The organism is Bradyrhizobium sp. S3.7.6 (genome assembly GCF_054061875.1).
Genome location: NZ_JBSSEQ010000001.1, coordinates 757750 through 779363 on the forward strand (window position 1 = coordinate 757750; position 21614 = coordinate 779363).

Genomic DNA, 21614 nt, shown 5'->3' on the forward strand with positions numbered 1-21614 from the left:
CCTCCCTATATTGGCGCCTGATTCCCGAATCAGGCAGCCCATGCGCGTTTTCAGCGTTCCCATCTCAGTTCCGTTCCTGCGCACGGTCGTCTCGAGCCTGCTCGACGGCCGGCTGGTCGACGGATTCGAGGCGCGCAAGGAACCGGCGCGGCTTGCGGATGCCACGCTGTACCTGCCGACAAGGCGCGCCATGCGCGTCGTGCGCGAGATCTTTCTCGACGAGATGGCCGCCGATGCGGTGGTCCTGCCCCGCATCGTCGCGCTCGGCGACATCGACGAGGACGAGCTCGCTTTCGCCGACGAGGGCGAGCAGTTCTCCGGCGCAGCGCCGCTCGACATTCCGCCGCGGCTTGGCGAGCTGGAACGGCGGCTGACGCTGGCGCAGCTCGTCGCCGCCTGGGCCAAGGGCCCGGTGCTGTCCCCGCTGGTGGTCGGCGGCCCCGCCTCGACGCTGGCGCTGGCCGGCGACCTCGCGCGCCTGATCGACGACATGGTGACGCGCGGCGTCGACTGGAGCGCGCTCGACGGCCTCGTGCCCGACATGCTCGACCGCTACTGGCAGCACTCGCTCGAATTTTTGCGGATCGCGCGCATCGCGTGGCCCGGCCATCTCGCCGAGATCAACCGGATCGAGCCCGCGGCGCGGCGCGACCTCCTGATCGCGGCGGAAGCCAGGCGGTTGACCGCGCATCCCCATGGCCCCGTGATCGCGGCGGGCTCGACCGGCTCGATGCCGGCCACCGCAAAATTCCTGCATGCGGTCGCATCGCTGCCGCATGGTGCCGTGGTGCTGCCCGGCCTCGACACCGACCTCGACGACGACGCCTGGCGCAGCATCGGCGGCGTGCGCGATTCGCTCGGCAAGTTCGCCGAGCATCCGGCGTCGAACCATCCGCAATATGCTATGCACGCGCTGCTGGATCGCTTCGGCATCAAGCGCGGCGATGTCGAGCTGCTTCAACCGGCAGCGGACGGCGGCCGCGATCTGCTCGCCTCCGAATCGATGCGGCCATCTGCCAAGACGGAAGTCTGGCACGACCGGCTGAAGCAACCGGATGTCGCAGCGAAGATCGCCGGCGGCATGTCAAACCTCGCGGTGGTCGAGGCGCCCAATCCCGAAATGGAGGCCCTCGCGATCGCCATTGCGATGCGCGAGGCGCGCCATCTCGACAAATCAGCGGCGCTGGTGACGCCGGACCGCGCGCTGGCGCGGCGGGTGATGGCCGCGCTGACGCGATGGGATCTCGCCTTCGACGATTCCGGCGGCGACGTGCTGATGGAAACGTCCGCCGGCGTTTTTGCGCGCCTCGCGGCCGAGGCTGCGACCAAGGGATTGGAGCCGCCGACGCTATTGGCGATGCTGAAGCATCCGCTGTGCCGGCTTGGCCGGCTGCCTGGCGCATGGAAGGCGGCAATCGAGGGCCTCGAGCTTGCAGTCCTGCGCGGCACGCGGCCGCCTGCGGGCACCGCAGGCCTGCTGCGCGAATTCAATCGTTTCCGCGAGGAGCTGGCAAAGCTGTGGCGCAAGGAGGTCTCTGCGCTCCACCACGCGGAGCCACGTGCGCGTCTGAAGGCAGAGGACCTCGATCGCATCCAGGCGCTGATCGATGCCCTGCGACAAGCGTTGGCGCCGATCGAGAGTCTCGCGTCATCGAAACCGTACGACTTCGCCGAGCTCGCGCACCGGCATCGCGAGATCATGATCGAACTGTCGCGCGACGAGCAGGGCATCCCGCTCGCTTTCGAGGAGCGCGAGGGCCTGGCGCTCGCAGCCGCCTTCGACGACCTCCTGCGCGGCGGCACCACCAGCGGGTTGATGGTGACGCTGTCTGACTATGCCGACGTTTTCCAGACCGCGTTCAGCGACCGGGCCGTGCGGCGGCGGGACAGACCCGGCGCGCGGCTGCAGATCTACGGCCCGCTGGAATCGCGCCTGATGCAGGCCGACCGGATCATCATCGGCGGCTTGATCGAAGGCGTCTGGCCGCCGGCGCCGCGCATCGATCCCTGGCTCAGCCGGCCGATGCGGCACGAGCTTGGCCTCGATCTGCCGGAGCGCCGTATCGGCCTCTCCGCACACGATTTCGCGCAACTGCTCGGCGGCGGCGAGGTGATCCTGACCCATTCCGCGAAGGCCGGCGGCGCACCAGCGGTCGCCTCGCGCTTCCTGCACCGGTTAGAGGCGGTCGCGGGCGGCGAGTTCTGGAAGACGGCCATCCGCGCGGGCGAAAAATACGTGCAGTTTGCGGGCGCGCTGGACCAGCCCGACGAGGTCAGGCCGGTCAAGCAGCCCGAGCCGCGGCCGCCGCGCGCGACGCGGCCGCTCAAGATGTCGGTCACCGCGATCGAGGACTGGCTGCGTGATCCCTACACGATCTACGCAAAGCACATTTTGCGGCTCGACGCGCTCGACCCCGTCGACATGCCTCTGTCGGCCGCCGACCGCGGCTCGGCGATTCACGATGCGCTCGGCGAGTTCACGGAAAGCTACGCCGCGCGCCTGCCCGACGATCCCGCCCGCGTGCTGCACGCGATCGGTAAGAAGTATTTTGAGCCGCTGATGGAGCGCCCCGAAGCGCGCGCGCTGTGGTGGCCGCGTTTCCAGCGCATCGCGCGCTGGTTTGGCGAATGGGAGACGGCGCGTCGCGACGTGATCGAGGTCATCACGGCGGAGACGCGTGGCGAGATTTCGATCCGGCTCGACCACGAGCGCAGCTTCCAGCTCTCCGCCCGCGCCGACCGCATCGAGCGGCGCCAGGGCGGCAGCTATGCTATCCTCGACTACAAGACCGGGCAGCCGCCGACCGGCAAGCAGGTCCGCATGGGCCTGTCACCGCAGCTCACGCTGGAAGCGGCGATCCTGCGCGAGGGCGGCTTCCCTGACATCGACGCGGGTTCGTCCGTCAGCCAGCTCGTCTATGTGCGCCTGAGCGGCAACAATCCCCCCGGTGAAGAGCGCATCCTCGAGCTCAAATATAGGCAAGGCGACGAGCCGCAGCCGCCGGACACGGCCGCCGCCGAAGCACGGGCCAAGCTGGAGGCGCTGATCCGTGCCTTCGAGGACGAGAACCAGGCGTACACCTCGCTGAACCTGCCGATGTGGACCAACCGCTACGGCACCTATGACGACCTCGCCCGCATCAAGGAATGGTCGGCGGCCGGCGGCCTGGGGATCGAAGAATGGTAAAAGCGCTACGCCCCATCCCGAATGCTGTGCGCGACACACAGAGGCGCGCGTCGGACCCGACCGCGTCGGCCTTCGTGTCGGCCAACGCTGGCTCAGGCAAAACGCATGTGCTGGTGCAGCGCGTGATCCGGCTGCTGTTGTCAGGTGTGCCGCCGGAAAAGATCCTCTGCATCACCTTCACCAAGGCGGCGGCCGCCAACATGGCTGAACGCGTTTTCACCACGCTTGGCCATTGGGTGACGCTGGACGATGCGGAGCTTGATGCAGCGATCCGCGACGTCGGCATTCCCCATCCGGACCGAAAACTGCGCCGCGAAGCACGAAAGCTGTTCGCCTGCGCGCTGGAGACGCCGGGCGGATTGAAGGTGCAGACCATCCACGCGTTGTGCACCCGGCTGCTCCAGCAGTTTCCGTTCGAGGCCAATGTTCCCGCGCGCTTCGCCGTGATCGACGAGCGCGACCAGACCGACATGATGGAGCGCGCCAATCTGAAGGTGCTGCTGGAAGCCGCGCGCGATCCGGAGACCGTCACCGGCCGCGCGCTGCTCACCGCGATGGCGAGTGCGGCCGACGTCACTTTCAAGGAGGTCGTGCGCGAAGCCTGTCTCAGCCGCGATCATTTCATGGCCTGGACCGACGAGGCCGGCAACGCCGGGGCAGCTGCTGAGCAGATGGCGGCGGTGCTGGGCGTGGAGGCGAGCGATCGGATCGAGGACGTCGAGACGGAAATTCTCGACGGTCCCTTCCTGCCGCGGTCGCGTTGGGACGACATTGCCTTCGCGCTGGAAGACGGCAGCAAGTCCGACAACGACCAGGCGAGTCGCCTCCGCGAGGCGAAGGTCTTCTCCGGTGCCGCACAGGTCGATGCCTATCTCGGCGTCTTCCTCACCGACGAAAAGCTGCCGCGCAAGGCGGTGCTGACGAAGAAGTTTGGCGATCACAACCCATCCGTCGCCCGCCTGTTCGAGAACGAGGGGCAGCGCCTCGGCGGATTGATCGAGAAGCGCCGCGCGGTGACCATGCGTGACCGCACCGCGGCCCTGCTGCACATCGCGACCGCGGCCGCCGCAAACTACCGCCGTGAGAAGCAGGAGCGCGGGCTGCTCGACTACGACGACCTCATCGACAAGACGCTGGCGATGCTGAACCGCGTCTCTTCAGGCTGGGTGCATTACAAGCTCGACCGCGGCGTCGATCACGTCCTGATCGACGAAGCCCAGGACACGAGCCCGCGGCAGTGGGACATCGTCGCGCACATCATTTCCGAGTTCACCGCGGGCGAAGGCGCGCGCGAAGGGTTGAACCGCACCGTCTTTGCCGTCGGCGACGAGAAGCAGTCGATCTTCTCCTTTCAGGGCGCCCAACCCCGAGAATTCGACGCGCGCCGGCGCGAGCTGCGCAGCAAGTTCACCGCCGCCGGGCTGAAGTTCGATCCGGTCGCCTTCACCTATTCGTTCCGTTCGGGCGCGGCGATCCTGCACTCGGTCGACCACGTCTTCCGCGAGCCCCAGATCTACAAGAGCATCCATTCGGCAGAGATCGGCCATCCCCTGCACAATGCGCTCGCCGATGCGGGCCCGAGCGTGATCGAGCTGTGGGATCTCGCCGAGCCCGATGACAGGCAGGAGATCGAGGGCTGGCGCGCGCCGTTCGATGGCGTCGCCGCCACCAGCCCCGAGGTGAAGCTCGCCCGCCGCATCCAGACCGAGATCAAGCAACTGGTCGAGAGCGGCACGCTGACGGGACACGAAGGCGAGCGCCGCCCCTTACGTTACGGCGACATGCTGATCCTGGTGCGCCGGCGCGGCAATGCGTTCGACGCCGTGATCCAGGCGCTGAAGCACGCCAATGTTCCGGTCGCCGGCGCCGACCGGCTGAAGCTGACCGAGCACATCGCGATCATCGACCTGATGAATCTCGCGGACGCGCTGCTGCTGCCGCAGGACGATCTCGCGCTCGCGGTTGCGCTGAAGAGCCCTCTGTTCGGGCTCGATGACGACGACCTGTTTCAGCTCGCCTGGGGCCGCAAGGGGTCGCTGCGCCGCGCGCTTGCCGAACATGCCGCCACAAGCGAGACGTTCGCCACGGCACTGCGGCGGCTTGAAGCCTGCGAGGCGCGGTCGCGCGACGAGACTCCGTTCGCCTTCTACGCTTGGCTGCTCGGCGGCGACGGCGGACGTGCGCGGATCCTGCGCCGGCTCGGCCATGAGGCCAACGACGCGCTCGACGAGTTCCTGGAGCTGGCGCTGAATTACGAGCGCAAGGCACCGGCCTCCCTGCAGGGTTTCATGGCCTGGCTGCGCTCGGCCGACACCGAGGTGAAGCGCGACATGGAGATCTCGCGCGACGAGGTGCGGGTGATGACGGTGCACGGCGCCAAGGGCCTCGAAGCCTCCGTCGTGTTCATGGTCGACACGACATCATCGCCCGCGGATTCGCAGCGGGTCCGGCTGATCCACGTGCCGCGCGGCAATGGCGGCGAGGTCGTGGTCTGGGCCGGGCGCAAGGCCGACGATCCCAAGCCCGTCGCCGACGCACGCAAGGCCATGATCGAGGAGACCGAGGACGAGTATCGCCGCCTGCTCTATGTCGCGATGACGCGCGCGGCCGATCGGCTGATCGTCGGCGGCTGCATGCCCGGTAACATGAAGACGGTCCGCAAGCTGAGCTGGTATGACCTCATCGACACCGGGCTCACCGGCTCGGGCCTGGACAAGCAGACGATCGAGACGCCGCTCGGTAAGGTGACCCGATTCGCCCGGCCGGAGGATGTCGGGGCGCTCGGCACGCCTGCGATGTCGGTGGACCAATCGATCGCATTGCCGGACTGGCTGCGGACGCCGTTACCGCACGAGAGCGTCGATGACGATCCAGTGCGCCCCTCCGGCCAGTCGGCCGAGGACGGCCGAAGCGTGCGGCCAGGCGAATCGGTGCAGTCGCGCGCGGTGGCGCTGCAGCGCGGCACGCTGGTGCACCGGCTGCTGCAATCCCTCCCCGACATCGCCCCCGAGCGCCGGCGCGAGGCCGCGCTTGGCTTCATGGCGCGCAACGCGCCCGACTGGACGGAGGCCGACCGGACCGCGCTGGCCGACAAGGTTCTCGCCCTGATCGCCGAACCGCGCTTTGCCCCGGTGTTTACCGCCGGCAGCCGTGCCGAGGTCTCGATCGTCGGCCGAGTGGACCGGCCGGGGCGGCCGCCAGCGCTGGTGTCGGGGCAGATTGACCGGCTGGTCGTCCGTCCGGACGAGGTTCTGATCGTCGATTTCAAGACCAACCAGGCGGCGCCCAAAAGCGCCGCGGAGGCGCCCGCCGCCTATGTCCGGCAGCTCGCGCTGTACCGGGCGGTGCTGGCCCGGCTTTATCCCCAAAAGCCGATCCGGGCCGTCCTGCTCTGGACCGAGGCCCTTGAATATATGGAGATTTCAGCCCCCGCGCTGGACGCGGCGCTGGCATCCCTTCATGTCGGCGTGAGCGTCCTTGACCCGGCAAGGAGCCGTTCATAGGTTGACGCCATGATCCCGGGCGCGATTCCACGTCGCGCCGATTCTCTTTCAACCGTACGAGGTGCTCCAATGGCCGTTGGCAAGGTTTCCGATACCGATTTCGAAGCCGAAGTGCTCAAGGCGAACGGCCCTGTGGTCGTCGATTTCTGGGCCGAATGGTGCGGCCCCTGCCGCATGATCGCACCCGCCCTCGACGAGATCGCCGGCGCGATGGGCGACAAGGTCAAGATCGTCAAGCTCAACGTCGACGAGAGCCCGAAGACCGCGTCCAAGTATGGCGTGATGTCGATCCCGACGCTGATGATCTTCAAGGGCGGCGAGATGGCCTCCCGTCAGGTCGGCGCCGCGCCGAAGGCGAAGCTTCAGCAGTGGATCACGTCCGCGGTTTGATCCGCGGCACGTGTAACTGAGAATTCTTCAACGGCCGGCAACACGCCGGCCGTTTTATTTTTGCTCGACGTCAATCATGCCGATCTCGTTTCGGCGAGTTTGGCGAGACTGGCGAGAACATCGGGAAAGTCCGACGCGACAGCCGGACCGATCTCGGACGCTTGCGGCCCTCGCGCGTCGACGGCGTAAACGATCCGTGTGCGCCCTGCCCCAAGGGATTCGATGCGATGGGCGACCTTAATGACGAGATCGCCGACTCGCGTTTCGTCGATGAAGCACGCGTTCTCGCGGACCTCGATCAACTGCGAGCGCAGCGCCTCCTCGCCGGGAGGCTTCATCGTGAACCAGGTCCCTGCCGCAAATGGCCCGTCAATGTCGATCTGCTCGATACCTGCGTTCCAGGTTTTCCAACCCGGCACATCGCGGAAGATGCTCCAGACCGTCTCCGGGGCTGCCGATGTCTCGACCGCGTATTCGCCCCGCCAGACATTGTCGTCGTTCATCGCACGCTGCCCTCCTTAATATGTACGCTCATCATAAGCGCGCTTATTGAGGAGTCGAGGCAACCGGGACGAAGCGCCTCTATCCAACCCACCCCGTCGCCAATGCATTCGCCAGCTCCGGCTGGCCATTGCGGCGCGCGAGTACGGCCATCGCCTCGTGGTCATATGCGACGTGCCGGAATGTCACCTGCCAAACACCGTCAACGAGCTCAAGGATCGCATAGCGCGCGTGCGGCGTGCCGGCTTCGACGACATGCGGGAATGGATGCACGTCGCGATAGCCGGGGCTGCCGACGCTGCCGGGATTGACGATCAACCGGCCGTCGCGCAACCGCACCGCGCGGGCAAGATGGGTGTGCGCGCAAAGGATCAGCGTTTGCGTGACGCCCTGCGCGAACTGCTCGATGCGGTCGAGCGGCGAGAGCGCCACCGTGCCGTCGGGATGCACGGTATCGAGCCAATAGACCTCATCGTCATCGGGCGTCGCATGACAGAGGAAAACCTGCTCGCGAAACACCCGCGTCATCGGCTGCGCGCGCAGCCAGTCGAGTTGCGCGGCATTGAGCGCTTCGTAGGCTGGACGGTCCCACGATCCCATCTGTTCCGGCGGGCGATCGAGCAGGTAGCGGTCGTGATTGCCGAGCACGTGCACGGCGTCGAGCTGCATCAGGATCTCGATGGTCCGGCGCGCATCGAGCGGGCCGCTCAGCATGTCGCCGAGATTGACGATGTCGGCGATGCCCTGCGCGCGGATGTCGGCAAGCACCGCCTCCAGCGCGAGATGGTTCCCGTGAACGTCGGCGATCGCGGCGAAACGCATTGAGATTCCTGTAGCCCGGATGGAGCGAAGCGTAATCCGGGGCCTTGATCGCTTGCGGCGTGATCCCGGATTGCGCTTCGCTCCATCCGGGCTACGCCCCTCTATGCAGGAGGCGTGCCGTTGATGCCCAGCACGTGGCCGGCAAGATAAAGCGAGCCGGTGATCAGGATGCGCGGTGGCACCTCGTAGGCGAGCTTCGCCAAGCCGCGTAGCGCGGCTTCGATGCCGGGCGCGGTCTCGACGCGCATGCCGAGGCTGCGCGCGGCATCCGCGAGGCGGTCGACCGCCATCGCATTCTCGGTGTCGGGGATCGGCACCGCGATGATGTGACGGGTCAGGCCGGCGAAATTGGCGAGAAAACCTTGCGCGTCCTTGTTGGCCATCATGCCCGCGATCACGACCAGCGGACGCGACACCCGCTCTTCGAGATCGCCGAGCGCGGCCGCCGCGACGCGCCCGCCTTCGGCATTGTGGCCGCCGTCGAGCCAGATCTCCGAGCCCTGCGGTCCGAGCGCGAGCAGCTCGCCCGAGGTGATGCGCTGCATCCGCGCCGGCCATTCGGCGCCGACGATGCCCGCCTCGAAGGCCGCCTGGTTGACTTTGAAAGCCGGAATCGCGCGCAGCGTCGCGATCGCAAGACCGGCATTGTCGAACTGGTGGCGGCCGAACAGGCGCGGCGCCGCCAGATCCATCAGGCCGCGATCGTCGGAATAGACCAGACGCCCGTGCTCGACATTGACGTGCCAGCTCTCGCCCGCGGCAAACAGCGGCGCGCGCATGTGCCTCGCCTGCGCCTCGATCACGGCCATCGCCTCGCCCGTCTGCTCGGCGCAAATCACGGGCACGCCGCGCTTGATGATCGCCGCCTTCTCGCCGGCGATGGAGGTCAGCGTATCGCCGAGGAAATCCATGTGGTCCATGCTGATGGGCGTAATCACGCAGGCTGCCGGTGTGTCGACCACATTGGTCGAATCGAGCCGACCGCCGAGGCCGACCTCAAGCAGCACGACATCGGCAGGGTTCTGCGCGAACAGATGGAAGGCAGCCGCGGTCTTCAGCTCGAACACGGTCGCGGCTTCGCCGGCATTGACCCGCTCGACCTCTTCCAGAACCGCGCGCAATTCATCGTCGCCGACCAGCACCCCGCCGCCGACACGGCCCAGACGAAAACATTCGTTGATGCGGACGAGATAGGGCGAGGTGTAGGCATGGACCCGCAGGCCCGCGGCCTCCAGCGTCGCGCGCAGATAAGCGAGCGTCGAGCCCTTGCCGTTGGTGCCGGCGATGTGGATCACCGGCGGTAGCTTGCGTTCAGGGTGGTCGAGCCGCTCGAGCAGGCGGTGCATCCGCTCCAGCCCGAGATCGATGCGCTTCTGATGCAGGGCCGACAGCCGCCCGATCAATTCACCGAGCGGCGGCTTTGCGCTGTCAGAGGACGCGTTCACGCGTGCGGCGCGGCCGGCGCCGTCTCGGCGGCCGAGACGATCTGCGCCGGACTGACGACCGGCTGCACCGATTTCGATGCGCCTTCCTGCGCCGGCGCCCTGGTCAGCAGGCGGCAGAGCCGCGCCAGGGTCGGGCGCAGTTCGTGACGGTGCACGACCATGTCGACCATGCCGTGATCCTTCAGATATTCGGCGCGCTGGAAGCCTTCCGGCAATTTCTCGCGGATGGTCTGCTCGATCACGCGCGCGCCGGCGAAGCCGATCAGCGCACCGGGCTCGGCGATCTGGACGTCGCCCAGCATCGCGTAGGACGCTGTGACGCCGCCGGTGGTCGGGTTGGTCAGCACGACGATGTAGGGCTGTTTTGCTTCGCGCAGCATCTGCACCGCGACCGTGGTGCGCGGCATCTGCATCAGCGACAGGATGCCTTCCTGCATGCGCGCGCCGCCCGATGCGGCGAACACGATGAACGGCGACTTCTTCTCGACGGCGAGCTCCAGCCCGCGCACGATCGCTTCGCCTGCGGCCATGCCGAGCGAGCCGCCCATGAAATCGAAATCCTGCACGGCGACGACGACGGCGGCGCCTTCGAGCTTGCCATAGCCGACCTTGATCGCATCGTTCAGATTGGTGCGCGCACGGGCATCCTTGATACGGTCGACGTACTTTTTCTCGTCACGGAACTTGAGTGGATCGGGCGTGACGTCGGGCAACGCGACGTCGTACCAGGTCTCGTTGTCGAAGATCGACTTCAGACGCGCCACCGCGCCCATGCGCATGTGGTAGTTCGAGCCGGGGATGACGAACTGGTTGGCCTCGACGTCCTTGTAGAACACGAGCTGTCCGGAATCCGGGCACTTGATCCACAGATTCTCCGGCGTCTCCCGCCGCAGCATGTTGCGGATCTTCGGCCGGACCACATTGGTAAGCCAGTTCATGGTTTGCTCCGATGTGCGAGCCCCGCGGAGGGACCGCCTGAAGGATATATGGCGGCCGGGCCTCTGCCCGGCAAGCCGCCGTGTTCGCCCGCCCCAGAAGCGGAATTATGGCCTATTCGGCCGCAGCTTTCGCGCCCTTGACACCCTGGGCCAGGGCCGCCGTCAGCTCGGCTACGGCGTTAACGGTTTTGGCGGTCGCCCGGCCCTCGGCGTCGAGGCTGTTCTTGAGCGCGTCGACCAGCGCGGTGCCAACCACCGAACCATCGGCCTTCTCGGCAATGGCGCGCGCCGCCTCTGGCGTGCGGATGCCAAAACCAACGCAGATCGGCAGCTTGGTATGCCGCTTGATGCGCGCGACAGCTTCACCGACGGCATTCGCGTCCGCCGCCGCGGCTCCGGTGATGCCGGCGATAGAGACGTAGTAGACAAAGCCTGATGTATTCGCGAGCACCGCGGGCAGGCGCTTGTCGTCGGTGGTCGGGGTCGCGAGGCGAATGAAGTTCAGGCCCGCCTTCAGCGCGGGAATGCAGAGCTCGTCGTCTTCCTCCGGCGGTAAATCGACGATGATCAGGCCGTCAACGCCGGCCGTCTTGGCATCGGCCAAAAACTTGTCGACGCCGTAAATGTAGATCGGATTGTAATAGCCCATCAGCACCAGCGGCGTGACGTTGTCGTCCTTGCGGAAGTCGCCCACCAGTTCCAGCGTCTTCTTCAAGGTCATGCCGTTCTTGAGCGCGCGCAGACCTGCAGCCTGAATCGAGGGACCATCCGCCATCGGATCGGTGAAGGGAATGCCGAGTTCGATGACGTCGGCGCCTGCCTTGGGCAGCGCCTTGACGATATCGAGCGACGTCGAGAGATCGGGATCGCCGGCCATCACATAGGTGACGAAGGCCGAGCGGCCCGCTTTCTTCAGCTCGGCGAAACGGGTGTCGATACGCGTGGTCACTTGCTCTTGCCCCTCAGGATGTCGCCGACCTGCGGGACGTCCTTGTCGCCGCGGCCGGAGAGATTGACGACCATCAGGTGATCTCTCGGCCGCTTCGGCGCGAGCTCCATCACCTTGGCGATGGCATGCGCGGGCTCGAGCGCGGGGATGATGCCTTCCAGCCGCGACAGCAACTGGAATGCTGCGAGCGCCTCGTCATCGGTCGCGGAGAGATAGTTGACGCGGCCGATCTCGTGCAGCCAGGAATGCTCGGGGCCGATGCCGGGATAGTCGAGGCCGGCGGAGATCGAATGCGCGTCCTGGATCTGGCCGTCCGCATCCATCAAGAGATAAGTGCGGTTGCCGTGCAGCACGCCGGGACGGCCGCCTGCGATCGAGGCCGCATGCAGTTGCGTGAGCCCATGGCCGGCGGCTTCGACGCCAAAGATTTCGACGGAGGGATCGTCGAGGAACGGATGAAACAGGCCCATCGCGTTCGAGCCGCCGCCGATGCAGGCGACCAGCGAGTCCGGCAGGCGTCCCTCGACCTCCTGCATCTGCGTCTTGGTCTCGTTGCCGATGATCGACTGGAAGTCGCGCACCAGCGTCGGATAGGGATGCGGGCCCGCCACCGTGCCGATGCAATAGAACGTGTTGTGCACGTTGGTGACCCAGTCGCGCAGCGCCTCGTTCATGGCGTCCTTCAGCGTGCGCGTGCCCGACTGCACCGGGACCACGGTTGCGCCCAGCATCTCCATGCGGATGACGTTGGGCTGCTGCCGTTCGACGTCGACGGCGCCCATATAGACCACGCATTCGAGGCCGAAGCGCGCGCACAGCGTCGCGGTAGCAACGCCGTGCTGGCCGGCGCCGGTCTCGGCGATGATGCGCTTCTTGCCCATGCGCCGTGCCAGCATGATCTGGCCGAGCACGTTGTTCACCTTGTGCGAGCCGGTGTGGTTGAGCTCTTCGCGCTTGAGGTAAATCTTGGCGCCGCCGAGATGCTCGGTGAGGCGCTCGGCGAAATAGAGCGGCGAAGGCCGGCCGACATAGTTCTTGAGATAGCCGTTCATCTCGGCCTGGAAGGCCGGATCGGCCTTGGCCGCCGTGTAGGCCTTCTCCAGATCGAGGATCAGCGGCATCAGGGTTTCGGCGACGAAGCGGCCGCCGAAAATGCCGAAGTGCCCGCGGTCGTCGGGGCCGCTGCGGTAGGAGTTTGGTTTGGCGATGTTCATCGAACGCTCAACTCTTGACTTGCATCTTGGGTGGCGCGCGCGGCGCGAATGAAGGCCTTGATCATCTCGGGATCCTTGACGCCGGAGGCGCTCTCGACACCGGAGGAAACGTCGACGCCGCCGGCGCGCGTGACCCGAAGGGCCTCGGCGACGTTGTGGGCGTCAAGTCCGCCCGAGACCATATACGGCAGCTTGAGTTCCAGGTTTTCGAGCAGGCGCCAATCGAAGGCCGCGCCGAGGCCGCCGGGACGTGTCGCGTCCTTTGGCGCCCGCGCGTCGAACAGGATGCGATCGGCAACCTCTGCGTAGCCAGGCAGCACGGCGAGATCGGCGGCGGTTGCGACCGGCACCGCTTTCATCACCGGGCGGCCGAACCGCTGCTTGATGTCGCGCAGCCGTGCGACGCTCTCCTTGCCGTGAAGTTGAAGGATATCCGGCGACAGCGCGTCCATGATGTTGTCGAGCGTGGCGTCATCGGCATCGACCGTGAGCGCGACCTTGAGCGCGCGCCGCTTCACCTGGCGGCCGAGGTCGCGGCCAAGCTCGAGAGAGACGTGCCGCGGCGACGGCGGAAAGAACACGAACCCCACCATGTCGGCGCCGGCGTCGAGCGCTGTTTCGAGCGTCTCGCCCGTGGACAGGCCGCAGATTTTGACGAGCAGGGACATGGTCTCGAAGCAGGTGAAGGCCGCGGGTCTGCGGCCGGAAAACCGGGTTTTCGGTTGCGGCCGCTTCTACAACGTCGCGCGCTGCTTGTCTCGTCCGATGGGCCCGTAAAGGCCCACCCCGGAGGGAACGGGGAGGCGCTGGGGCTGGGGCTTCGCTGCGGCCGCCTGGGCCCGCAGATCGGCCAATTCGGTCCTGGCAGCCCGTGCATCCGCATCATTCCGGCGCGCCGCGCGCCGCCAGCGCCGCTGGCCGAACCAGACCGCGCAGCCGCCCGCGAGGACCCCGAGGGCAGCCACCAGGATGAGGAGAAGGAACAGCGGCAGCGTCACCGAGAATGACGGGTCGTTCGTAATGAAGGGATCGAATGAGACCGTGACGAAATGCCGGTTGGCGACGGCGAAGGTCACCAGGATCAGGCCCAGCGGAATCACGATCAGCGCGGTCAGGAACTTTCGCATCTCGCTTCGCTCGCCTTGAATCAAGCTTCCGGCCGCATCGCTCGCGACCGCGGAAAACCCTGACGCCGGTCTCAGTCTGGCGCGCCTGGATCCGGATGGTCGCGGTTCAGCCGTTCGCGCATTTCCTTGCCGGTCTTGAAGAACGGAACGCTCTTCTGATCGACGGGCACATGGGCGCCGGTACGCGGATTGCGCCCTGCGCGCGCAGGGCGATGCTTGACCGAGAAGGCACCGAAGCCGCGCAACTCGACGCGATCACCGCGCGCGAGAGCCGCTACGATCTCTTCGAGAATCGCATTCACAATGTTCTCGACATCCCGCTGGTACAGATGCGGGTTGTGCTCGGCGATACGCTGAACAAGTTCGGATTTGATCATCGAGAGATAGGACCCGGAAGCGTGCGGATGACCATTTCCGTGAAAATACTGTGATCTGTCAAGACGCTAAATGAAGGTTGAGCGTCGGGAAAATGCGTGACAAATGCCGAAAAAGCGGGCTGCCCCGCTACCCGCCAGACGGGAAAAGCCTCTGAAGCTCGCCCGGTTCCATCAATTTGACGCGGCCGGCTGCCACAGGGCCAGCATTCCATCCATTCCGAGCCGATCGACGGCCTGCGTGACGCCGGTTTGCCCGATCTGATGCGCAATCGAGCCCAAACCAAGCGCTTCCAGCGTAACGACAGCAGCCGTTTTGAGGAACGGCAGATCGCCAAAGCGGGGCTGGAGCTTGTAATCGCGGACGGTGAGGCCCTTCTTGACGCCCTTCTGCTCGACCAGCCAGGTCACGGCGGTCTTCTCGTCGCCGAGCTGATCGATCAGCTTGAGATCGATCGCCTGGCGTCCGGTGAAGACGCGGCCATCGGCGACTTTTTCGAGCTGCGTGTCATCCATGCCACGCCGCTCCTTCACCAATCCCTTGAACCAGGCATAGGAATCCTTCACCAGCGCATCGAGCGCGGCGCGTGCCTCGGGGCTGGTCGGCTCAAAACCGTTCGGCGCGGCCTTCAGCGGCGAGGATTTGACCTCCTCGACCTTCACACCGACGGTCTTCAGCAGCTCCGTGACGTTGGGAAACTGGAACAGCACGCCGATCGAACCGACCAGCGAGCTCTGCTGGGCAATGATGTGGTCGCTCGCGATCGCGGTGATGTAACCGCCGGACGCGGCGAGGCCTTCGACCACGACGACGAGCGGCTTCTTCGCCTTTAGCCTCACAAGCGAATCGTAAAGCTGCTCGGAACCGGCGGTGGTGCCACCCGGCGAGTTGATGTGAATGATGACGGCGGCGGCCTGCGAGTTCTCCAGTCGCTCCAGCGCCTGGGTGCGATCGGAGTCGCTGCGGATCAGGCCATCGATCTGGACCCGCGCGATCGAGCCGGCGGATGCGAACGTGCCGCGCGCACCGGGTGTTGCGATCAGCGCAAAGCCCGCAATCGCCGCGATCGCGATCAGCGCAGCCATCACGCGCCAGAACGTCAGCTTGCGACGTATCCTGCGACGATCGACGATGATGTCCGAATCGAGCGACATCGGAATATCTCCAAATGAAAGGCTGGGCGCGTTGTGCCGTCACAGCGTGACCATTGGCTTATCTGGATACATCAATTGCGGCGTAATTTGAAGAGAACAAGGCTGGCGTAGCCCGGATGGTAGCCAAGCACTCAGATGTCATCCCCGCCTAGTGCGCAATTGCGCACGGGGCGCGGGGACCCATAACCACAAGAAGGAGTGTGACGCGAGGCGCCCACTCCGAGTCTTCGTCAAACCACTCCCCGTGGGTATGCGTCCCCGGATCGGCGCTCCGCTTCGCTGCGCTTGTCCGGGACGACAATGGTATGCCGCCGCAACAAAAAAGCCCCGGCTCGCGCCGGGGCTTTGATGGTTGCGAAACAGGCGTTTCGCTTACTTGTCGCGGTTCTTGAGCGCGGTGCCGAGAATGTCACCGAGCGTCGCCCCCGAATCGGAGGAGCCGTACTGCGCGATGGCTTCCTTCTCTTCGGCGACTTCGAGCGCCTTGATCGACACCTGGACCTTGCGGGCCTTCTTGTCGAACTGGATCACGCGGGCATCGACCTTCTCGCCGACGGCGAAGCGCTCGGCGCGCTGGTCGTTGCGGTCACGGGCGAGCTCCGAACGCTTGATGAAGGTCGAGAAGTCGGTACCGGTGATCTTCACCTCGATGCCGCTTTCCTTCACTTCGAGCACTTCGCAGGTCACGACCGCGCCCTTCTTGACATCGCCCGGCTCGGCGAAGGGGTCGCCTTCGAGCTGCTTGATGCCGAGCGAGATACGCTCCTTCTCGACGTCCACATCGAGCACCACGGCTTTCACCACGTCGCCCTTCTTGTAGTTGTCGATCACCTGCTCGCCCGGAAGCTTCCAGTCGAGGTCGGAGAGATGGACCATGCCGTCGACGTCGCCCTCGAGGCCCAGGAACAGACCGAACTCGGTCTTGTTCTTGACCTCGCCTTCGACCACCGAACCGGTCGGGTGACCTTCGACGAAGACCTCCCACGGGTTGCGCATGGTCTGCTTGAGGCCGAGCGAGATGCGGCGCTTGACGGAATCGACTTCCAGCACCTGCACTTCGACTTCCTGCGAGGTCGAAACGATCTTGCCGGGGTGCATGTTCTTCTTGGTCCACGACATCTCGGAGACGTGGATCAGGCCTTCGATGCCCGGCTCGAGCTCGACGAACGCACCGTAGTCGGTGATGTTGGTGACGCGGCCGGTGAAGCGGGCACCCAGCGGGTACTTGGCTTCGATGCCCTGCCACGGATCGTCCAGCAGCTGCTTCATGCCCAGCGAGATGCGGTGCGTCTCGTGGTTGATCTTGATGATCTTGACCTTCACGGTCTGGCCGATCGAGAGCACCTCGGTCGGGTGGTTGACGCGGCGCCACGCGATGTCGGTGACGTGCAGCAGACCGTCGATACCGCCGAGATCAACGAACGCACCGTAATCGGTGATGTTCTTGACCACGCCGTCGATGACCTGCCCCTCTTCGAGGTTCTGCACCAGCTCCTGACGCTGCTCGGCGCGGGTCTCTTCCAGCACCGTGCGGCGGGAGACGACGATGTTGCCGCGGCGGCGATCCATCTTGAGGATCTGGAACGGCTGCGAGTTGTTCATCAGCGGCGCAACGTCGCGGATCGGACGGATGTCGACCTGCGAGCGCGGCAGGAAGGCCACGGCACCGTCGAGGTCGACGGTGAAGCCGCCCTTGACCTGGTTGAAGATGACGCCGTTGACCTTCTCGTTGTTCTGGAAGGCCTTCTCGAGCTTGCCCCAGCTCTCTTCGCGGCGCGCCTTGTCGCGCGACAGCACGGCTTCGCCGAGGGCGTTCTCGATGCGATCGAGGAACACTTCGACCTCGTCGCCGACCTTGATCTCGCTCTCACGGCCGGGGCCGGAAAATTCGCGCAGGGCAACGCGGCCCTCGGTCTTCAGGCCGACGTCGATGACGGCCATGTCTTTTTCAATTGCAACCACCTTGCCCTTGACGACGGAGCTCTCCTGCAGGTTGCCACCTGCGAAGGACTCGTCGAGCATCGCGGCGAAATCGTCGCGCGACGGGCTATAGGTATCAGCAGAAATCGAAGCCATTTGTTCTCCAGTTGCGGATGTCGTGCCGGCCGTTGGGTTCATGGGCGCATCGCACACGCAGTGTCGGAAGGTCCGCAAGACCTTCGAGCGACCGCTCGTTGCTCCGGCATGGAGGCGGAACAGCGGAGGCGGGCCGGCTGAGGCCCGCGCGTTCGATACGTGGAAATCTTGGTCCGGAGCCTGGATCGCGCCGGGCCCAAACAGGGGACCGGGGTTATCGACCTCAAAGAGCGGGAGCGGGCGCTTCCTCCAATGACGGCGGCGGCTTAACCCCGCGACCGGCCCGCTCGGACGGCCTCGATAATGTCGATGGCGGCCCGGACGCCGCCTTCTATATCCAGTTGGGAGTTATCTAGCAAGTAAGCATCCGGGGCCGGTTTCAAGGGCGCAATCGGCCGGTTCTTGTCGCGCTCGTCGCGCCGGATGATGTCAGCGAGCACCGCCGCCTCGTCCGCCTCCTCGCCCCTCGCCTTGGCCTCCATGGTCCTGCGGTGGGCGCGGACCCTGGGGTCGGCCACGACGAAGATCTTCACGTCGGCATGGGGGCAGATCACGGTTCCAATGTCCCGGCCGTCGAGCACGGCGCCGGGCGGATCGGCGGCGAATTGCCGCTGGAAATTGAGCAGGACCTCGCGAACCCTGGGGATCGCCGAGACGATCGAGGCGCCCTCGCCGGCCTCCTGGGTCTTCAGGGCGGGATTGCCGAACTTTTCGGGATCAAGCTCCAGCGCAGCCTGCACCGCAGCCGCCTCGTCCCGGAGATCATGACCGGATTCCACCACGGCGTAGGCCACCGCGCGATAAATGACGCCGGTATCGAGATGACGATAGCCGTAATGGTGGGCGAGGCGCTTGCCGAGCGTCCCCTTGCCCGAGGCCGCGGGCCCGTCGATGGCGATGATCATGAAAACTCGGCCCCAAGCGAACGCATCATCGGGATGAAGTCCGGGAAACTGGTGGCGATGAAGGCGGTGTCGTCGACGGTCACGGGCTGGTCGGAGGCGCAGCCCATCACCAGCGCGGACATCGCGATGCGATGATCCATGTGCGTGGCGACTGTGCCGCCGCCGGGGACATGGCCGCGGCCTTCGACGATCAGGTCGTCGCCGGAGACCTCGACCTTGACGCCGTTGACGCGGAGCATGTCGGCGGTGGCCTCAAGCCGATCGGATTCCTTGACGCGCAGCTCCTGGAGGCCGCGCATGATGGTCGTGCCCTCGGCGAAGGAAGCCGCCACCGCCAGCACGAGATATTCGTCGATCATCGAGGGCGCGCGCTCCGGCGGCACCTCGACGCCGCGCAGTTTCGACGCGCGCACGCGCAGCTGCGCCATGGGCTCGCCGGCATCGCCCCGGACTTCGCTTTCCTCGATCGAGGCACCCATTTCACGCAGCGTGGTGAACAGGCCCGTGCGCAGCGGATTGGTCATCACGTCGGACAGGACGACATCCGAGCCTTCGACAATCAGCGCCGCGACGACCGGGAAGGCCGCCGAAGAGGGATCGGCGGGCACAACGACGGTGGCGCCGTGCAGCTCGGGCTGGCCAACGAGCGTGATGCGGCGGCCGTGCTGACCCTCCTGCGCGGAGGTGATGTCGGCGCCAAAGTGCTTCAGCATCAGCTCGGTATGGTCGCGGCTGGCCTCGGTCTCGATCACCGTCGTGGTGCCGGGCGCGGCCAGGCCCGCCAGCAGCACGGCGGATTTGATCTGGGCCGAGGCGACCGGGGTCTTGTAGGTGATCGGCAGCGGATCGCGCGCGCCCTGGACGGTCAGCGGCAGACGGCCGCCCTCGCCGCCGGACACCACTTTGGCGCCCATCTTCTCGAGCGGGTCGAGGATCCGGCGCATGGGCCGGCTGCGCAGCGAGGCATCACCGTCGAAAACCGCCGAAATCGGGCAGCCGGCGACGGCGCCCATGACGAGCCGGCAGCCGGTGCCGGAGTTGCCGAAATCAAGCGGCGCCCTGGGCTCGGCGAAGCCGGCGACGCCCACGCCGTTCACCCTCCAGGCGAAATCGCCGGTGCGCTCGACCCTGGCGCCCAGCGCCTGCATGGATTTGGCGGTGTTGAGGACGTCCTCGCCCTCGAGCAAGCCCGAAATCCGGGTCTCGCCGACCGCGAGCGCGCCCAGGATGAGGGCGCGGTGGGAGATCGACTTGTCCCCGGGGACCCGTACTTTCCCGGTCAGGGGACCGCTTGCGCGCGACTGAAGCGGCGTCGGCTTGTCGGAATCAGTCAAGTTTGTGTCCTTGGATAGGCCCGAAACGTCCCTGCGGGGCTCGCGGGGCAGGTACCACAAGGTCTGCCCGCCGTCACGGGCATGTCTTTCTCCCGTAATGCGCTATTGACAGCGGGCCGCCAACTAGCCAAGTGAAACACCGCTTTTCAGACATTCCCAGGATTCCTGCCGTGGCCAAGTCCGAACTCGGAACCAAACGTATTTGCCCGACCACGGGCAAGAAGTTCTATGACCTCAACAAGAATCCGGTGATCTCGCCCTATACCGGCGAAGTCGTCCCGATCGCGCCTGTGGCGCCGGCCCGCGCGACTCGCGGCGCCGAACCTCGCCACACGCCGGCTGCCGACACCACGCCGGAGCCGGCAGAAGTCGAAGAGGTCTCGCTCGAGGAGGCCGACGCCGAGGAAAACACCGGCAAGGTCAAGGCCGCGGTGCCCGAATCCGAGGACGACATCGAGGTCGACGAGACCATCGAGGACGATGACGACGATGATTCGACCTTTATCGCCGACGACGAAGAGGGCGATGAGGACGTCACGGACATCATTGGTGATGTCGGAGGTGATGAAGAGACTTGAGATCAGCCCTGATCTGTGAAAAAGGGTGCACCGCGCGAGTCACCAGGCTCGGCGGTCGGGAGTGATCCACCAGGATCCTCCCAACTGGAAGACTAAGGGGCCATAGCTCAGCTGGGAGAGCGCTTGCATGGCATGCAAGAGGTCGGCGGTTCGATCCCGCCTGGCTCCACCAGCCTTCGCTGGCTTCGCCAGCTTCGGCTCGGCAAGCCCTATCGTAGCGAAGGCTGCCGCGGCGTAGCCCGAAGGGCGAAGCCGGGCCTCGGCAAAAGCTGATCCTGAGAGATACTGTCCATCCACTGCGCAAGGCGGGGGATAGGATGAAGTACGTCTACATTCTCGAAAGCCTCGATTCCGGCCATTTCTACATCGGCATCACTGATGATCTGCGAGCCCGGCTCGCAAAGCACAACGCCGGCGAAGTGCCACATACATCAAAGTATGGCCCATGGCGCATCAAGACCTGCATCGCTTTCAGCGATGAGGCTAAGGCTGTTGCGTTCGAGAAATATCTGAAATCGGCTTCGGGCCGCGCATTTGCAAAGAAGCGGCTTTGAGGAGAGAAACTCGCGGCGAGGTACGAGAGGATTGAGCTCGCCGCCCCCCCTACTCCCCGATCACCGCATTCAACCGATCCCGCAGCGCCACGATCTCGTCCTTCATCGCGACCAGTTCCGAGACCGAGCAATCCGACGCCGCCAGGATCGATTGCGGCACGGCGCGCGCTTTTTCCTTCAAGGCATGGCCCTGCGGGGTCAGCGCGATCAGCACCTGACGTTCGTCCTCGCGCGAGCGCGTGCGCCTGACGAGGTGGGCGGCCTCGAGGCGCTTGAGCAGCGGCGTCAGCGTGCCCGAATCCAGGAACAGCTTTTCGCCGATGTCCTTGACCGGCACGTCGTCGCGCTCCCACAGCACAAGCATCACCAGATATTGCGGGTAGGTCAGGCCGAGCCGGTCCAGCAGCGGCTTGTAGACCCGGTTGAAGGCATGCGCGGCCGAATAGACCGCGAAGCAGATCTGATTGTCGAGGCGCTGCGGGTCCAGCGCCGATAATTTCCGGGGCATCGAGAATCTCACGCGGTTTCCTCCATTCTGGGACCGGGCGGCCGTACATTCAAT

Annotated in this window: 19 protein-coding genes and 1 tRNA gene; 6 read left to right on the plus strand and 14 right to left on the minus strand. The window is 65.7% G+C overall.

The features are described 5' to 3' along the window. Positions 1-40 precede the first annotated feature (40 nt). From addB to trxA, 3 genes are all read left to right on the plus strand, one after another. Positions 41-3187, plus strand: coding sequence for a double-strand break repair protein AddB (gene addB, locus ACVJ5M_RS03570; protein WP_063980163.1), 3147 nt, complete (start codon positions 41-43; stop codon positions 3185-3187). Continuing rightward, positions 3181-6690: a double-strand break repair helicase AddA gene (gene addA, locus ACVJ5M_RS03575; RefSeq protein WP_231143735.1), complete on the plus strand. Its 3510-nt coding sequence runs from the start codon at positions 3181-3183 to the stop codon at positions 6688-6690. The genes addB and addA overlap by 7 nt, the downstream gene beginning before the upstream one ends. A gap of 69 nt (positions 6691-6759) precedes the next feature. Then, positions 6760-7080, plus strand: a complete 321-nt coding sequence (gene trxA / locus ACVJ5M_RS03580) for a thioredoxin (protein ID WP_007598398.1) — start codon at positions 6760-6762, stop codon at positions 7078-7080. A gap of 74 nt (positions 7081-7154) precedes the next feature. On the opposite strand, the gene ACVJ5M_RS03585 is transcribed toward trxA, so the two are convergent. The 13 genes from ACVJ5M_RS03585 to aroA form a co-directional block, all read right to left on the minus strand. Next, entirely contained in the window at positions 7155-7583 is a 429-nt protein-coding gene (locus ACVJ5M_RS03585) for an SRPBCC family protein (RefSeq protein ID WP_063980165.1), read from the minus strand. Positions 7584-7662: 79 nt separating this feature from the next. Continuing rightward, a complete protein-coding gene (locus ACVJ5M_RS03590) occupies positions 7663-8403 on the minus strand; it encodes a metallophosphoesterase family protein (RefSeq protein ID WP_063980166.1) in 741 nt (246 codons plus the stop codon). A gap of 101 nt (positions 8404-8504) precedes the next feature. Then, positions 8505-9848 carry a bifunctional folylpolyglutamate synthase/dihydrofolate synthase gene (locus ACVJ5M_RS03595; RefSeq protein ID WP_063980167.1) on the minus strand — a complete coding sequence of 448 codons (1344 nt, stop codon included), beginning with the start codon at positions 9846-9848 and terminating at the stop codon, positions 8505-8507. After that, positions 9845-10786, minus strand: a complete 942-nt coding sequence (gene accD / locus ACVJ5M_RS03600; RefSeq protein ID WP_063980168.1) for an acetyl-CoA carboxylase, carboxyltransferase subunit beta — start codon at positions 10784-10786, stop codon at positions 9845-9847. The genes ACVJ5M_RS03595 and accD overlap by 4 nt, the downstream gene beginning before the upstream one ends. Positions 10787-10898: 112 nt before the next feature. Then, positions 10899-11735: a tryptophan synthase subunit alpha gene (trpA, locus tag ACVJ5M_RS03605; protein ID WP_063980169.1), complete on the minus strand. Its 837-nt coding sequence runs from the start codon at positions 11733-11735 to the stop codon at positions 10899-10901. Further along, the gene (gene trpB, locus ACVJ5M_RS03610; RefSeq protein WP_063980170.1) at positions 11732-12949 is read right to left on the minus strand and encodes a tryptophan synthase subunit beta; all 1218 of its coding nucleotides are present in this window, start codon (positions 12947-12949) and stop codon (positions 11732-11734) included. Before trpB ends, trpA begins: the two co-directional genes overlap by 4 nt. Further along, positions 12946-13617 carry a phosphoribosylanthranilate isomerase gene (locus ACVJ5M_RS03615; protein ID WP_028149799.1) on the minus strand — a complete coding sequence of 224 codons (672 nt, stop codon included), beginning with the start codon at positions 13615-13617 and terminating at the stop codon, positions 12946-12948. Before ACVJ5M_RS03615 ends, trpB begins: the two co-directional genes overlap by 4 nt. Before the next feature lie 66 nt (positions 13618-13683). Further along, positions 13684-14076: a lipopolysaccharide assembly protein LapA domain-containing protein gene (locus ACVJ5M_RS03620; protein WP_063985960.1), complete on the minus strand. Its 393-nt coding sequence runs from the start codon at positions 14074-14076 to the stop codon at positions 13684-13686. A gap of 71 nt (positions 14077-14147) precedes the next feature. Further along, positions 14148-14453: an integration host factor subunit beta gene (locus ACVJ5M_RS03625; RefSeq protein ID WP_007598410.1), complete on the minus strand. Its 306-nt coding sequence runs from the start codon at positions 14451-14453 to the stop codon at positions 14148-14150. 171 nt (positions 14454-14624) lie between these two features. Continuing rightward, the gene (sppA, locus tag ACVJ5M_RS03630) at positions 14625-15605 is read right to left on the minus strand and encodes a signal peptide peptidase SppA (protein WP_063980171.1); all 981 of its coding nucleotides are present in this window, start codon (positions 15603-15605) and stop codon (positions 14625-14627) included. A 372-nt stretch (positions 15606-15977) separates the two neighbouring features. Then, positions 15978-17681 carry a 30S ribosomal protein S1 gene (rpsA, locus tag ACVJ5M_RS03635; RefSeq protein WP_063980172.1) on the minus strand — a complete coding sequence of 568 codons (1704 nt, stop codon included), beginning with the start codon at positions 17679-17681 and terminating at the stop codon, positions 15978-15980. Positions 17682-17947: 266 nt separating this feature from the next. Beyond that, a complete protein-coding gene (cmk, locus tag ACVJ5M_RS03640; RefSeq protein WP_063980173.1) occupies positions 17948-18586 on the minus strand; it encodes a (d)CMP kinase in 639 nt (212 codons plus the stop codon). Next, the gene (aroA, locus tag ACVJ5M_RS03645) at positions 18583-19920 is read right to left on the minus strand and encodes a 3-phosphoshikimate 1-carboxyvinyltransferase (RefSeq protein WP_063980174.1); all 1338 of its coding nucleotides are present in this window, start codon (positions 19918-19920) and stop codon (positions 18583-18585) included. Before aroA ends, cmk begins: the two co-directional genes overlap by 4 nt. 170 nt (positions 19921-20090) lie before the next feature. Between aroA and ACVJ5M_RS03650 the strand changes: the two genes are divergently transcribed. The 3 genes from ACVJ5M_RS03650 to ACVJ5M_RS03660 all read left to right on the plus strand — a co-directional run bounded on the left by ACVJ5M_RS03650 (position 20091) and on the right by ACVJ5M_RS03660 (position 21052). After that, positions 20091-20498, plus strand: coding sequence for a TIGR02300 family protein (locus ACVJ5M_RS03650; protein ID WP_063980175.1), 408 nt, complete (start codon positions 20091-20093; stop codon positions 20496-20498). 96 nt (positions 20499-20594) lie between these two features. Continuing rightward, positions 20595-20670 (plus strand) — tRNA-Ala (locus tag ACVJ5M_RS03655). 145 nt (positions 20671-20815) lie between these two features. After that, entirely contained in the window at positions 20816-21052 is a 237-nt protein-coding gene (locus ACVJ5M_RS03660) for a GIY-YIG nuclease family protein (RefSeq protein WP_063980176.1), read from the plus strand. Positions 21053-21101: 49 nt separating this feature from the next. On the opposite strand, the gene ACVJ5M_RS03665 is transcribed toward ACVJ5M_RS03660, so the two are convergent. Further along, positions 21102-21560, minus strand: coding sequence for a MarR family winged helix-turn-helix transcriptional regulator (locus ACVJ5M_RS03665; protein WP_028149792.1), 459 nt, complete (start codon positions 21558-21560; stop codon positions 21102-21104). Between the last annotated feature and the right edge of the window lie 54 nt (positions 21561-21614).